We start from the raw sequence: 15,214 nt of genomic DNA on the forward strand, positions 1-15,214 counted from the left end.
AATAATTGCTGGCCTTTTTATTCACCTAAATCTTCTTTTACTTCCGTTGCCCAACTTGCTTTTTTAAAGCGATTAATGATTAACGGAATCACAAACATGACAATAGTGATTAATGCAACTAAGACTGCATCAGTCACGGTTGTTGTACCTAATGTGGCGAAAATAACAATGATAACACTAAAAATTAACATTGCTGCCACTAAATAAGCTAAGCCATTACCTTTTTTACCAATTCGGTAAGGACGTAGTGTATCTGGTTGAGATTTACGTAATTTAATTAGGGAAATCGCAATCAATACATACACAATACTATAAATAATTGTTGTTGCATTTGTTAAAGTTAAGAATACAGCGTTGACATCATCCATTACCCCATAAAGTAAAGCGAATAATGAGATAACCACAGATTGTGTTAACACAACGTTACGAGAAACGCCATATTTATTTTCGCGATGGAAACCAAATTTTGGTGGCAATAAGCCATCACGAGCAACTTGAATAATTGTTTTTGATGGTCCAGTAACCCAAGCAGATAATTGTAATAACACACCTAAGAAGACCATGAAACTAAAGATATTACCAATAATTGTTGGTAAACCTAAAACGTCACAATAAAGCAAAATTGGTTGTGTAATGTTAGACAATTCCATTTTGCCATTTGGAACAATATTAGCAACAAACATTGCATTAATAACGTTTAATAAAACTAAACCAATTAATGAAATGAAAACGCCTTTTGTATAATTTTTTGTTGCATCTTTCAAACGAGGAATATAAACAGAAGACATTTCAATCCCAACAAAGATAAACGCAATCCCTGCTAGATATTTAAATGTGTCCATATTTTCTAAGTTTGGTAAAACTTTTGACCAAGAGAAGGCACCTAAATAGCCACCAGGTGTTAAGCCTACTTTAATCATTGAAAGAAGACCTAAAACAAACATAACTAATACTGGGATGTAAACACCTAGCCAAACACCAATATTTCCGCCAACTTTCGCCATGTCAAATTTCAAGTTCAAGATTGTAATAATCCAGTAAATCACTAAGATACAACCTAATACGAACCAATGATTTTCACCTAAGTGAACATTACCAAATGTATTACCTAGCAAAGGGCCTAATGTAGAAGCAACCATTACCATTCCTGGGAACATTTGCACCCATAGTAACCAAGCGACAACAAAACCCCATTTGCTACCTAAGGCAGTTTTAACCCAAAGTTGAGGGCCACCTTCTTGAGGAAGCATCGTAGATAATTCACCAGATATCAATGCGATTGGACCAGCAAAGAATAAGACCGCGAAAATTGTGTAAGAAATTAATGTCCAACCAACAGCAGCAAGTGTTGGGATACTACGTACAGTTGCACACAATGCCATTGTTAAACCGATAAAAGTACCTAATTCAATTTTTTTAACTTGTTGTTTATCCAATTTTGTACACTCCTTATAAGATTTTGGATAAGGAGCATGAATGACTGTTATACGCTGAGTAAAACAGTCATTCGACTGCCTCTTACCCAGACAAAGAATTGGTTAAGAGGTTAGCCGTCTGGTTGATTTATCTCTTAAATAAATCAACCAGACGAACGTTCCCTCGTTCGGTTACCATTTCTTTTTTCCGTTTAAGATTCAATTATTTTACGTCGTAAATTTGTTCTAATTTTTCTTGTAAAGCAGCTTGAATCTTAGGAGCGTAAACATCAAATTCTTCTTTATCGTTCATGTATGGAGTCATTACAGCAGCACGTAACACAGTTACTTTACCTGCACGGTTCCATTCTTCGTCACTAAATCCTAAGCTGTTTACAAATTTTAATGGGCTGTTGCCATAATCTGGAATAGCAAAGTCAGTATGTGAAGTAATGAATTCGTTGTTGTAAATATTTCCTTTAACGTATGATGCATAGTCATATACATCATGGTTTAATTTGTTCATTGCTACTAAATCATCGTTGCCTTTTTCTTTAAACACATAGTCAACCATGTTGAAGTCTGGATGAGTTAATGTGTGGACTTCGATTTCTTTGTCGCCAACTTTGAATGTTAAATCATTCAAGAAGTTATAGAAATGATGTGATCCTTCAATTGAAGCACCAATTAATTTACCATAACCTGCAACGTTTAAAGGTAAAACGTGATGTGCAGCCCATACAGAAGCAGCTGTTGCACCAGCTTTTGAACCTTCAAGGATATAAGCACCTAGTAACGCAGGAATATCGGCACCTTTTTCAAATACGTAAGTTGCGAAGTAAGAAATAACGTCGCGCATACGGATATCTTGGATAACGATACCACCAGCTGAATAAGGGATATAACCCATTTTATGAGGGTCAATTGTTACTGATTCTGCTAATTCGATTGCTTTATATGCATCATACACTTCTCTTGAAATGTGTTCTTTTTTCTCTTTGAAGACACCGTATTCTTCGTGAACATCTTGTAAATCTTCGTAAGGGATGAAGTTGTTGTCTTCGTCTAAGAAGATGGCACGTCCATAACCACCATAAGCAGCATCAACGTGTACATAATAGTAAATACCGTCTTTCATTAATTCATCGCGTAAAGCAATAATTTTATCGATTGAGTCAACGGCACCTTCTTCAGTAGAACCAACTACACCGACAACACCTAGCACTGGAATTTGTTCTTCTGCTAAGCCACGAACGATTTTTTCTAATTCGTTGATATCCATACGGTAGTTATGGTCAACTGGTACTGGGATAACTTGATCTAAACCGATACCGATAATATCAGCAGCTTTTAACCAAGAATAGTGTTTAGTTTGTGGGACTAACCATTTACCGATTGCTTGTAAATGTTTACCTGAACGAGCTGAATGAGCTTTGATTTCATCAATTTCATCTTCAGCTGATTCTAATAAGTCCATAATTTCTTTTGTTGGCATGTTCAATAGTTCCCAATCTGATTTGCCAGCAACTAATTCTGGTTTTACTTCTTTCATAGCAAATGGTAATGATTTAATGTTACGGGCATACCATAAGCCTTCTAAGTTAGCTAAAGAACCATCAGCAACGATGTGTCCCCAACCATTTTTGTAGCTCATTAAGTGAGCAAATTCATGTCCTACTTCTTCTTCCATTTGAGAAGTTGCTGGAGAAGATTCATAGGCAACGTTGTTCCCGTTCCATAGCATTGCAAAGTTATAAGCTAATAGAGAAGGCATTAATGTTTCTGAGTTCATATGTCCCCAATATCTACCTGCTGTATGCCATGGAACTGAATGTGTACGCATGCGAGAAGAGATTTCATTCAATACATCTTTCATATGGTTGACAGTTTTTTCGTAGCTTTCAGATGTGCGTTCTTGAGAAGAGATAACTGGCATGTCTTGTGGCATGTAGTTTTGACGCCATCCTAAATGTTCATCTACTAAGTCGATCAACAAGTCTTTATATAATTGTCCGTTTTCGGCTTTGTCCCCAATGAATAGTGCATTAAGGTTCATTTCGCCTTTTGCTAATTTTTCGTTTTTCATACGAAAATTCCTCCTTACAAATTTTAATGAATTAGATTTTGCATTCACAACTTACACCCAAACGGCTAAAGTGTAAAGAAGAAAAATAACAATGGTTATCATAGCTCTTTAATTTTATAATTTTTTCACAAGGTGTCTTGTCAGAACCATTATATAAAAAAATAAGAGTGGGATTGTGTGTACAATCCCACTCTTATTAGGTGTATTAACGGTTTCACCACTACCTGTAAGGAGAAATAGAATTTTAACTTTGATCAAATAATCACACGTCTTCTCTTCGTGAAATTATTATCAATTTCTAATCCATTACTTTTGCTAAAAAGTAATTTTTCTTCCCTTTCCGTACAACAACGAATTTTCCATCGAAATGTTGTGTTGGATCGACTGCAAAATCTAAATCGGTAACTCGGTCACCGTTAATACTTATAGCTCCTCCGCTCACATCTTCGCGAGCTTGACGTTTTGATGGTTCGATTTCTGTGTCAACTAACCAATCTACGATGTTTTTAGCATCTTTGGTAATTTCAACAGTTGGCACATGTTCTAACCCTTGCTCGATTTCCTCAATCGTTAAGTCTTTAATATTGCCTGAGAAAAGAGCTTCTGAAATTTTTTGCGCTTCTTCTAATGCTGCATCATCGTGAACAAATCGTGTCACTTCTTCAGCTAAGCGTCTTTGTGCTTCACGTTTACCTGGTTCTTTTTCAACTTTTTCAGCTAACGCATCGATTTCTTCTTTATCTAAGAAAGTAAAGAATTTCAAGTATTTGATGACATCACGATCATCTTGGTTTAACCAGAATTGGTAGAATTCAAATGGTGAGGTTTTCTTAGGATCTAACCAGATAGCGCCACCCGCTGTTTTCCCAAATTTTGTACCATCTGCTTTTAGCATTAAAGGAATGGTTAACCCGAATACTTTGGCTTCTGGTCCTTCTTTTTTACGAATCAAATCTAATCCTGCAGTGATATTGCCCCATTGATCAGCGCCACCAATTTGCAATTGAATATTATGTTTTTTATGCAATGTGTAAAAGTCAATTGATTGAAGAATTTGGTATGTGAATTCTGTAAAGGAAATGCCACTTTCTAAACGACTAGCGACAATGTCTTTTGCCAACATCGTGTTGACATTAAAGTTTTTCCCGTAATCTCTTAAAAAATCTAATAAAGATAGTTCTGATAACCAATCGTAGTTGTTCACCATTGTTACCTCAGCATCTTTACCAAATAATTTTTTCATTTGATTTGAAAGACTGTCCACATTATGTTGCACAGCTTCCATCGTTTGTAAGACACGTTCGGTTGTTCGTCCACTTGGATCACCAATTGTTCCAGTTCCGCCACCAATTAAAATGTATGGGTGATGACCTGCTAATTGGAATCGTTTCATCATCATAAAAGGAATTAAATGTCCAATATGCATGCTATCTCCAGTTGGATCGACACCGCAATATAGCGAAATGCTCGTATTTTCTGTAAGTTCTCTTAGTCCTTCTTCGTTTGTTTGTTGATTGATTGCATCACGCCATGCTAGCTCGTCAATGATATTCATGTTATCACCCTCCATATTTATAATTATCTCTTTATAGGAAATCGTTCATTTAACGAAACAAACGATTAACACACTTGTTTTTACACGATATTCCGTGTTTATTTATATGTATACACGGGTTCACGAAATTTTCTTTGGTCTGCCACGTATTCAAAAAAAGAATACAAAAAATCCCTAAGCCGTCGAAACGACTTAGGGACGAATTTCTCGTGGTACCACCCAAATTTATACATAGTTTAGTTTATTTAAAATACTATATACCTCTTAACAAATAACGCTGTTACCCGTGCCCTGTAGGCAGAAGCTCAAGAATGTAATTCGATAAATAACGTGTACTAGTTTCCAGCGCCACTAGCTTTCTGTAACAGTGGTTATTTCTCTACTGCTTTTCTGTCATTGCTTTGTATTTAACTTGTACATGTAGCATATTCCTTTTCGTTTTTTTTGTCAACACTCTTTGCTTAATTTTTTTTACTTTTATAAAAGATGTCCCTTTTTCACAAAAATAAAATAACAAATTAACAATAATATTTATTTGTTTTAACAGCAACTAAAGATAAAAAAATAACGAAAAAATTTAAAAAATATTCTTTAAAATTTTTTTGACTTTTTTTGTGATTTTCTATACTTTTATAGAATTCCCGAAGAAAAATGACGAACTTCGGATCAGAAGTTCGTCATTTTGTGAAAAACAGTTTTAAAGAATTGGTGAAAATAATCGTGAAATTTGCTGTTTAAAAATCAACCATTTTGACATGTCGCGAACAACTTCTGGAGTCATTGTTGTACATTTTTTTCGATCTTCTAAGAAAATTGCTTCTAATTGATCAATGATTTTTTTATCATATAACACAGCATTTGCTTCAAAGTTTAATTTGTAACTTCGGATATCTTGATTGGCTGAACCAACTGTGCAGACTTCATCATCCATAATCATTGTTTTCGCATGTAAGAAACCACCGTTATAAATTAAAATTTCAATATTTTCTTTCATCAATAAGCGGCCGTAATACTGTGTTGCTCGATAAATAAACGGATGGTCGGGCTTATCTGGAATCATAATTTTAACATCTACCCCTGAAGCCGCAGCAACCTTTAAAGCAGCCAAGACACTATCATCAGGAACTAAATACGGCGTTTGAATCCAGACTCTTTTCTTGGCAGAAGTAATCAATTTAATAAAGGCCAATTTAATTTGTTCACGGTCACTGTTAGGACCACTGGCAATCATCTGAATGGATGTATTTGCCTCTGGCACCAATGCTTCAAGTTTAAAGAAATAATCCAATTGATACGCCACACGATTTTTCTCGGGGGAAGAGACGTTCCAATCCATTAAAAAACGCATTTGCAGTAATGAGGCTGCTGGCCCTTGAATCCGTAAATGCGTATCCCGCCAATAGCCAAACTTTTTAGTCGTTCCAGCATATTGATCGGCAACATTAAAGCCGCCAATGTAGCCTACTTTTCCGTCAATAACAACAATTTTCCGGTGATCATGATAATTCAAACGAAACTTCAAAAGTGCTTTTTGAGAAGTAATAAACGTTTGGACAAAACCACCGTTTTTTTTCAATTCATTCAAATGATGAACCTTGGTGCCCTTTGAGCCAAAGGCATCGTAAAGCAACCGCACTTCAACCCCTTCAGCCGCCTTTTCTTCTAATAAGTTCAAAATTTTAGTGCCGATATGATCCGTTACAAAGGCATAATATTCAATATGAATGGAGTGCTGAGCTTTTTTTATGTCCGCCATCAACGCATTGAATTTTTCCGTACCATCCGTAAAAATTTCAACATCATTTTTCTTAGTCAGAGGCATCCTATTTAACGAGGAAAAAAAGTCTGTAAACTGTTGTTGCTCCTCCGTCGGCATCTTTTGACTATAAAGTTCAAAACTTTCTTCTTGGAAATTCTGGAAATTCTCTAATTCCCGTAAATCACTTTGTTGCAAATAAAATTTCTTTTTGTCGGTTAAACCTCGACCAAAGAATAAATATAAGAAAAAACCAAAAACGGGTAGAGCAATCAGTACGAGTAGCCATGCCCAAATTGCTGCTACATCTCGAGGTTTTAACAAAATGGTAATTCCCGCAATAATTGCATTAATAAAATAAATAACTGTTAAGACGCTAAGAATCAATTGTCTTCCTCCTTTATTTGTTACGTTTTAGTATACCATCAATTACGGATTTGGAATATCTTTTCTTTAGCGACTTCTGTCTCAAAAAATAAAAAGAGCCCCCATTCTAGTTAGTGATACTAGAATGAGGGGGGCTTTTTGATGTTTGTTTGAAAGTCTTTTAACTTAATTTCGTGTAAATGGACCTTTAGGAGCAATCAATTCTAAATTTGTACCATCTGGATCGGTAAAGTAAGCAACCCCTGTACCAAAACCGCTCTTCAAGCCATCTTCTTCTTGGAATGTAATCGGCTCTCCATCAGGTTCTACGCCAATCGCTCTTAAACGTGCAACAGCTGCATCAATATCTTCCACTTCGAAACACATATGCATTGCACTAATTTGTTCGTTGGAATAAGAAGCTTTTTCTGATTTTGGTTTAACATATTCTAATAAATCAATATTGATGTTTTCTAGATGCACATTGGCATACTTGATTAATGTATCATCTAATCCTTGTGTTTGGGCCATCCGTTTTCCACCAATTTCATCACGATTTACGATTTTTGTTCCTGTTAATGCTTCATAAAACTTCACTGATTCATCCAAATTACTGACTGTAATCCCCACGTGGTTGACTACTGAAAAACCTTTAACTGCTTCACTCATTGTATCTCCTCCTAGTTAATTTTTAGAAATCAAACGTGTCTGGATCTGGTCCCACACGTAACGATTCATTCAATTGGTTGATTTGTGCCATTTCTTCTGCACTTAGTTCAAAATCAAAGACCGCTGCATTGCTAATCATCCGTTCTTTGTGGACAGATTTCACGGCTAATAAGATATCTTGTTGAATATCCCAACGTAAAATCACTTGGGCTGCTGATTTATTATGGTTCTCAGCAATCGCCAAAATGGTTTCATTAGATAATAATTGGCCTTGCATCAATGGTGACCAAGCTTGGACTTTGATATCATGTTTTTCACAGAAATTACGCACTTCTTTTTGATCCAATTTTGGATGTAGTTCCACTTGGTTAATTACCGGAACAACTTTTGCATAAGAAAGTAAATCTTCTAAATGATGAACTTGGAAGTTGCTGACACCAATTGCTTTCACTTTTCCTTCAGCATATAAAGTTTCTAAAGCTTGCCATGATTCTTTGTAAGAATTATTTCCTGGCCAATGAATTAAATACAAATCTAAATAATCTAAACCTAAACGTTCCAAACTATCATTGAAAGCTTGAATTGTTTCATCATAGGAAATATGCGCGTTCCAAACTTTCGAGGTAACAAATAAGTCCTCACGGTTCAAACCAGTTGCCGCTAAGCCTGCTTTAATTCCCGCTCCTGTGCCAGATTCATTGCCATAGATTTGCGCTGTATCGATTAAACGATAACCATTGATAATCCCTTCTTCGACCACTTTTGCTGTCTCTTCATCTGGTATTTGGAATACCCCGAGACCCATTCCTGGAATTTTAGTGCCGTTGTTTAATGTTACTGTATCTGCTAGTGATGTAATCATTTGATTCGCTCCTTTAACGTTTTCTGATATCATCATATACCGTGCCGTACATGCTGTATAGTACGTACTTTTTCGTTTCATAGGAACCAAAAAGTGCGCTTTTTGTTAAATTCGCTTTTTTAGCCTGAAAAATTTTTAACTTTTTTTATATAACATACTTTTTCTCTCTTCTAAGCGTAGCATTCTTTAACCGATTTAACTAGTGTATCTCTCACGACACACGACATTTTATGTAAAAAAAGAGAACGCGTACTCCGTCTTCGAAACGTCCTAAGACGCCGACAGAATACCGTTCTCGTGGGTTTGGCACCCAATGGGGGCATAGGGATTCGAACCCTAGACCCTCTGATTAAGAGTCAGATGCTCTAACCAACTGAGCTATGCCCCCGTTGTATAAAATGGCTTTTCAGCTACCTCAATATTGTAGCACTCCGCTATTATTTATACAAGAGGGAATTTTTTTCAGTTGTTATTCTTGTGAAGATTGTTCTTTTTTTACAGGACAAGCTGTTTGACAATCTTCACAACTTTCCCCTTTTTTGATTCGTCGATAGGTGATGATTCCTGCTGTTCCAAAAATTAAAATGGATAAAATAATTGTTGCCATCCGTTATTACCCTCTTTCTAAAGAAGTGATTGCTTGGACACTTTCTTTGCCTGGCTTTGGTTTTCTTATAAGGAAATAAAATCCAGCTAAAACAACACCCATCGCTAAAAAAGTCCCCAGAGTTAGTGTGCCTTTTTCGACTAACACATGGCCCAATTGATAAATCACAAAACTAACCATATAAGCCAAACCGCATTGATAACCAATGGCTCCTAATGTCCATTTGAGGTCTCCCATTTCACGACGAATTGCGCCAATTGCAGCAAAACAAGGTGCACATAATAAGTTAAAAGTTAAGAACGAATAGGCCGCGACTGGCGTAAAGGTGTGTTGCAGTGCGCCCCAGACTTCTACCCCGTTTTCAGAAACATCTTTCACATTGCCAAATAAAATGCCTAAGGTACCAATAATATTTTCTTTCGCTATCAATCCTGTAATTGTGGCAACTGCCCCTTGCCAATTACCCCAGCCTAATGGGATAAATAGCACCGCCAACCCTTTACCTAGAAATGCTAGAATACTTTGACTTTCTGGAACGGGTTGAAACGTCACAGAATAATGTGACATGAACCAAATGAGAATACTGGAAACAAAAATAATCGTTCCTGCTTTTTTTACAAATGAGCGACATCGTTCATAGGCATGCCGAACCACACTTCTAAGCTGTGGCAAATGATAGGCGGGAAGTTCCATAATAAATGGTGCTGGATCTCCCGAAAAATGCTTGGTCTTTTTTAAAGCAATCCCTGACAACACAATGGAAGCAACCCCTAAGAAATAAGCAGAGGGCGAGACCCAACTTTGGTTAGGAAAAAATGCACCTGCAATCAGAGCGATAATTGGCAACTTCGCCGAACATGGCATAAAAGTCGTGACCATAATAGTCATTCGCCGATCGCGTTCGTTTTCAATCGTTCGACTAGCCATCACGCCTGGGACCCCACAACCTGTCGCAATTAACATTGGAATAAACGACTTACCAGATAGGCCGAATTTCCGAAACAAGCGATCCATGACAAAGGCAATCCGTGCCATATAGCCACAATCTTCTAAAAAACCTAAACATAAAAACAGGACGGCCAGTTGTGGTAAAAATCCTAACACAGCCCCAACACCTGCAATGATCCCATCTAAAATTAAACTTTGCATCCATGGCGCTACTTGCCATTGCGCCAACCAATTTCCCACAAATTGAGGAACCCATTCCCCGAAAAAGACATCGTTTAACCAGTCTGTCCCCATTGTACCAACCGTTTGAATAGACAAATAATAGACCAACCACATCACAAACGCAAAGATTGGCAACGCCAACCACCGATTGGTTACCACTCGGTCAATCTTATCACTGTGAGTAAATGTCATTTCTGTTTTTTTCGTCGCACACAAAGCAATTAATCGAGCAATAAAGGCATAGCGTTCATTGATGATAATCGCTTCACTTTCATCTTGAAAGATTTTTTCAGTAATTTGAATGACTTCTTCAATTTCTTTTTCTTGAAAAGAACTCAATAATAATTGCTCTTTGGTTCGAACATCTCGTTCAAAAAGTTTTAAACTATACCAACGCTGTTGCGTTTCAGGAACAGTATTCCCTAAAATATCAACAATTTCAGCAAGTGCTGCTTCTAAGCGATTATCATAAGAAGGATAAATAACCTCTGTCTCTATGGCATTCGCTCGCTGCTTACTTTGTTTTAAAGCATGATCCAACCCACGATTCTTCAAAGCACTAATCTCAACGACAGGCACGCCTAAGCCATAACTTAACTTTTCACTATTCAATGTTTGGCCGTTTTTTTCCAACAAATCCATCATATTTAACGCACAAACAACCGGTAATCCAGTTTCAATTAATTGTGTTGTTAAATAAAGATTCCGTTCCAAATTGGTCACATCGAGAATATTCAAAATCACTGAAGGTTGGTCCTCCAAAAGATAATCTCGTGCCACAATTTCTTCAGGCGTATAAGGAGAAAGAGAGTAAATCCCTGGCAAATCTTGAATAATGAGTGTCTTATCTTTCTTTGCCACCCCCTCTTTGCGTTCCACAGTCACCCCTGGCCAGTTTCCAACATATTGGTTGGCTCCTGTTAACATATTGAACGTTGTCGTTTTACCGCTATTAGGGTTGCCGGCTAGTGCAATTTGCTGAGTCATTCGCTTTCCTCCTTTTCAACCAAGATTAGTTCCGCTTCACTTTTTCGTAACGTTAGTTCGTAGCCACGTACATTGATTTCAATTGGATCAGCTAAAGGAGCTACTTTGCGAATAAAAATTACTGTTCCTTTTGTTAAGCCCATGTCCATCAACCGACGTTTCACCGCTCCTTGTCCGTGGATACCTACTATTGTAGCGCGTTCTCCAACTTTCAAGGTATCCAAGGAGACCCAAACTTTCTCATTCGCCGAGCGCTCCTCCACATGAATCGCTTGTAAAATCGTATCTGTCAGCGCAATTCGACTATTATGTAATAAAACAATACCATTTTGATTTTGATAATTGACAAGGACAACTGCTTGGCCTGCAACGACGCCTAAATTGTTCAGATGTTTCTTTGTCTGAACATCTGCTTGGACGCTTTCGACTGTATAGACTTTCCCAACTTCTGCCTGCGCTAACGTAATCATTTACTTTCCTCCATGTGAAAAAGTTTCAAACGAAAATGAGAATCGTTCTCAATTAAAAGAATACGCTTGCTTACACGGAAAGTCAATGAATTTCTGGATGCATCTCCTATTTTCTTTCTATATAGAGACACTTTTTTCAGGTTACCATTTTTGAAAAAAGTCAGCTCTTGTTTTTTATGTTACTAGCTACTATAAAATTTCACTCATTCAATAACAAATCCGCTTATTTTTTCTTCTTGTGCCTAACTCAAATGTCAACACAATATTTAGTGTTTTTTCACTAAATGTTCTCTTTCAAAATTTTAATTTTTTTGTTTGTCAAACACTGACCAATGTGTTTTTCCTCCCAAAAACGAGGATTCACGTGTTTTCATTTTTCTTTCAAAAACACAAAAACTAGTATTATGAGAAAAACGCACCACAATATATAGTGTTAAAGTGTTGACTTTTTTCTACATAGATTTATACTAGTCTATGTAGAAAAAAAGAGGAGGAACTTTCAATGAACGTAAAAATCTTTTCAAAAAATAACTGTATCCAATGTAAAATGGCGAAACGTTTCCTAAGTGAAAATAACATCGCTTTTGAAGAAATCAATATCGACGCACAACCAGATGCTATCGACTGGTTAAAAGAACAAGGGTTCCAAAGCGTACCGGTAATCACATCTGAAGCAACAACCGTTGTTGGCTTCCGTCCAGACCAATTAAAACAATTGGCTAGCTAAGATGAAACTTGTTTATTTTTCAGTCACCGGTCAAACAAGGCGCTTTATTAAAAAATTGGATTTGCCTGCTTATGAACTTGAGCCAGCGAATCCTTTTTTTGAAATAAATGAGCCTTTTATTCTTGTCATTCCTACCTATGATGCAGAAATTACAGAGGTAGTGAATGACTTTCTTGATTATAAAAGTAATCAAGAACTGTTAGTTGGTGTAGCTGGTGGGGGCAACCGTAATTTTGCTGAATTATTTGTCTATACCGCCAAAGATATTGCCCGCGATTACCACGTTCCGCTTCTATACTCCTTTGAGTTTAGCGGAACAGACGAAGACGTGGAGACCTTTAAGAAAGTAGTGGAAGAAATTGAGTCTAAAAGAAATTAAAGATGTCAGCTATTTCAAACTGAATAACGAGATTAACCGTCCTGTTGATGGTCAAATCCCTTTAAATAAAGATAAAGAAGCACTCGCAGCCTTCTTTAAAGAAAATGTAGAACCGAATACACGTAAATTCAGCTCTGCTGAAGAAAAAATCAACTTTTTAATGAAAGAAGATTTTATTGAAACTGAATTCATCAAAAAATATTCAATGGACTTTATTGAAAAATTATATGCTTTCTTAGATGAACAACATTTCCAATTCAAGTCTTTCATGGCGGCTTATAAATTTTATTCTCAATACGCTTTAAAGAACAACGCCGGAACAGAGTATTTAGAAACATATGAAGATCGAGTTGCCTTTAATGCCTTGTATTTTGCGGATGGCGATGAAGAGTTGGCTTTAACATTGGCGGATGAAATGATCCATCAACGGTATCAACCAGCCACACCTTCTTTCTTAAACGCTGGGCGTAAACGTCGAGGTGAATTGGTTTCTTGTTTCTTAGTTCAAGTAACAGATGATATGAACAGCATTGGGCGTTCAATTAATTCTGCCCTTCAATTATCACGAATCGGCGGCGGCGTAGGAATTACTCTTTCCAACTTACGTGAAGCGGGCGCACCAATCAAAGGTTATGATGGCGCAGCAAGTGGTGTTGTCCCTGTTATGAAATTATTTGAAGATAGCTTTAGCTACTCTAACCAATTAGGTCAACGTCAAGGTGCTGGTGTGGTTTATCTAAACGTCTTCCATCCAGATATTGAAATGTTCTTATCTGCTAAAAAAGAAAACGCTGATGAAAAAATCCGTGTAAAAACGTTGTCTCTTGGTGTTATTGTTCCAGATAAATTTTACGAATTAACGCGTAACAACGAAGATATGTATTTATTTAGTCCTTATAGTGTGGAACGTGAATATGGTGTGCCTTATTCCTATGTAGATATTACCAAAGAATATGATAACCTAGTGGCCAATCCAAACATACGTAAACGTAAAATTAAAGCCCGTGACTTAGAAAATGAAATTTCTAAATTACAACAAGAATCTGGCTATCCTTATATCATCAATATTGATACTGCTAACAAAAACAATCCGATTGATGGCAAGATTATCATGAGTAACTTATGTTCTGAAATTCTTCAAGTTCAAACGCCTTCTGTTATTAATGGGAAACAAGAATATGAAGTTTTAGGAACAGATATTAGTTGTAACTTAGGTTCAACTAACATTGTTAATTTAATGGAAAGTCCTGACTTTGGAAAATCTGTTCGCGCTATGACACGTGCGTTAACTTTTGTAACAGATGCTTCTGAAATTGATGTCGTGCCAACTATCCAAAATGGAAATCGTTTAAGCCATACAATCGGACTAGGCGCAATGGGCTTACACACCTTCTTCGCTAAAAATCATATGGAATACGGCTCTGAAGAATCATTAGACTTTACAGACATTTATTTCATGTTATTAAATTACTGGACTTTAATGGAAAGTAACCAAATTGCGAAAGAACGTAACCAAGTCTTCCATAATTTTGAAAAATCAGATTATGCTTCTGGTGCTTACTTCGATAAATATATTGAAGGCAACTTTACACCAAAATTTGATAAAGTGAAAGAAATTTTCAAAGACATTCAGATTCCAACGGCTGAAGATTGGGCTGCGTTACGCGATGCTGTGAAAAAAGATGGTCTTTATCATCAAAATCGTTTAGCCGTAGCGCCAAATGGTTCAATTTCATATATTAATGATACTAGTGCCAGCATTCATCCAATTACTCGCATGATTGAAGAACGTCAAGAGAAGAAAATTGGTAAGATTTACTATCCAGCGCCTTATTTAGCTAATGATACAATCCCTTACTATACTTCTGCTTACGACATGGATATGCGCAAAGTGATTGATGTCTACGCAACAGCGCAACAACACGTTGATCAAGGAATGAGTTTAACCTTGTTTATGCGTTCAGAAATCCCTGAAGGCTTGTATGAATGGAAAGAAACACCAAAACAAACAACCCGTGACTTAAACATTTTACGTCATTATGCGTTCAACAAAGGGATTAAATCAATTTACTATATTCGTACATTTACAGATGATGCTGAAGAAATTGGCAGCAATCAATGTGAGTCTTGCGTGATTTAATGAAAAGCACTTAAATAAGGCGTTC

General features: G+C 36.6%; 12 protein-coding genes, 1 tRNA gene and 1 other annotated feature. Of the genes, 3 read left to right on the forward strand and 10 right to left on the reverse strand.

Features of this window, described 5'->3' with window-relative positions; genetic code table 11:
• Positions 1-17: 17 nt before the first annotated feature.
• The 10 genes from tyrP to IGL80_RS11945 form a co-directional block, all read right to left on the reverse strand.
• On the reverse strand, positions 18-1,436 hold the full coding sequence (tyrP, locus tag IGL80_RS11900) for a tyrosine-tyramine antiporter (RefSeq protein ID WP_002355453.1): 1,419 nt from the start codon (positions 1,434-1,436) through the stop codon (positions 18-20).
• Positions 1,437-1,638: 202 nt separating this feature from the next.
• On the reverse strand, positions 1,639-3,501 hold the full coding sequence (gene tdc, locus IGL80_RS11905; RefSeq protein ID WP_002355450.1) for a tyrosine decarboxylase: 1,863 nt from the start codon (positions 3,499-3,501) through the stop codon (positions 1,639-1,641).
• 298 nt (positions 3,502-3,799) lie between these two features.
• Positions 3,800-5,056, reverse strand: coding sequence for a tyrosine--tRNA ligase (tyrS, locus tag IGL80_RS11910; RefSeq protein WP_002355444.1), 1,257 nt, complete (start codon positions 5,054-5,056; stop codon positions 3,800-3,802).
• A 191-nt stretch (positions 5,057-5,247) separates the two neighbouring features.
• Positions 5,248-5,462: a binding site (T-box leader), on the reverse strand.
• Positions 5,463-5,753: 291 nt separating this feature from the next.
• Positions 5,754-7,199 (reverse strand): cardiolipin synthase, encoded by a 1,446-nt coding sequence (gene cls, locus IGL80_RS11915; RefSeq protein ID WP_002361214.1) that lies wholly within the window; start codon positions 7,197-7,199, stop codon positions 5,754-5,756.
• Between the two features lie 165 nt (positions 7,200-7,364).
• Positions 7,365-7,847 carry a VOC family protein gene (locus tag IGL80_RS11920; protein WP_002358628.1) on the reverse strand — a complete coding sequence of 161 codons (483 nt, stop codon included), beginning with the start codon at positions 7,845-7,847 and terminating at the stop codon, positions 7,365-7,367.
• A gap of 22 nt (positions 7,848-7,869) precedes the next feature.
• Positions 7,870-8,745 carry an aldo/keto reductase gene (locus tag IGL80_RS11925; RefSeq protein WP_002392650.1) on the reverse strand — a complete coding sequence of 292 codons (876 nt, stop codon included), beginning with the start codon at positions 8,743-8,745 and terminating at the stop codon, positions 7,870-7,872.
• A gap of 278 nt (positions 8,746-9,023) precedes the next feature.
• Positions 9,024-9,097, reverse strand: a tRNA-Lys gene (locus IGL80_RS11930).
• Positions 9,098-9,178: 81 nt separating this feature from the next.
• Positions 9,179-9,316, reverse strand: a complete 138-nt coding sequence (locus IGL80_RS11935; RefSeq protein ID WP_002355364.1) for a hypothetical protein — start codon at positions 9,314-9,316, stop codon at positions 9,179-9,181.
• A 6-nt stretch (positions 9,317-9,322) separates the two neighbouring features.
• A complete protein-coding gene (gene feoB / locus IGL80_RS11940; protein WP_002355363.1) occupies positions 9,323-11,473 on the reverse strand; it encodes a ferrous iron transport protein B in 2,151 nt (716 codons plus the stop codon).
• Positions 11,470-11,943, reverse strand: coding sequence for a ferrous iron transport protein A (locus IGL80_RS11945; protein ID WP_002355361.1), 474 nt, complete (start codon positions 11,941-11,943; stop codon positions 11,470-11,472). Before IGL80_RS11945 ends, feoB begins: the two co-directional genes overlap by 4 nt.
• A gap of 502 nt (positions 11,944-12,445) precedes the next feature.
• On the opposite strand from IGL80_RS11945, the gene IGL80_RS11950 reads away from it, so the two are divergent.
• The 3 genes from IGL80_RS11950 to nrdE are packed head-to-tail and all read left to right on the forward strand — an operon-like array spanning position 12,446 to position 15,189.
• Entirely contained in the window at positions 12,446-12,670 is a 225-nt protein-coding gene (locus tag IGL80_RS11950; protein WP_002355360.1) for a redoxin NrdH, read from the forward strand.
• 1 nt (position 12,671) lies between these two features.
• Positions 12,672-13,049, forward strand: a complete 378-nt coding sequence (gene nrdI, locus IGL80_RS11955) for a class Ib ribonucleoside-diphosphate reductase assembly flavoprotein NrdI (protein ID WP_002355359.1) — start codon at positions 12,672-12,674, stop codon at positions 13,047-13,049.
• Complete coding sequence (gene nrdE / locus IGL80_RS11960; RefSeq protein WP_002358443.1) at positions 13,030-15,189, forward strand: class 1b ribonucleoside-diphosphate reductase subunit alpha; 2,160 nt, start codon at positions 13,030-13,032, stop codon at positions 15,187-15,189. Before nrdI ends, nrdE begins: the two co-directional genes overlap by 20 nt.
• The last annotated feature ends 25 nt before the right edge of the window (positions 15,190-15,214 follow it).

Origin of the sequence: Enterococcus sp. DIV2467a (genome assembly GCF_050532945.1) — a bacterium.
In the GTDB taxonomy this organism is placed as follows: Bacteria; Bacillota; Bacilli; order Lactobacillales; family Enterococcaceae; genus Enterococcus; species Enterococcus faecalis.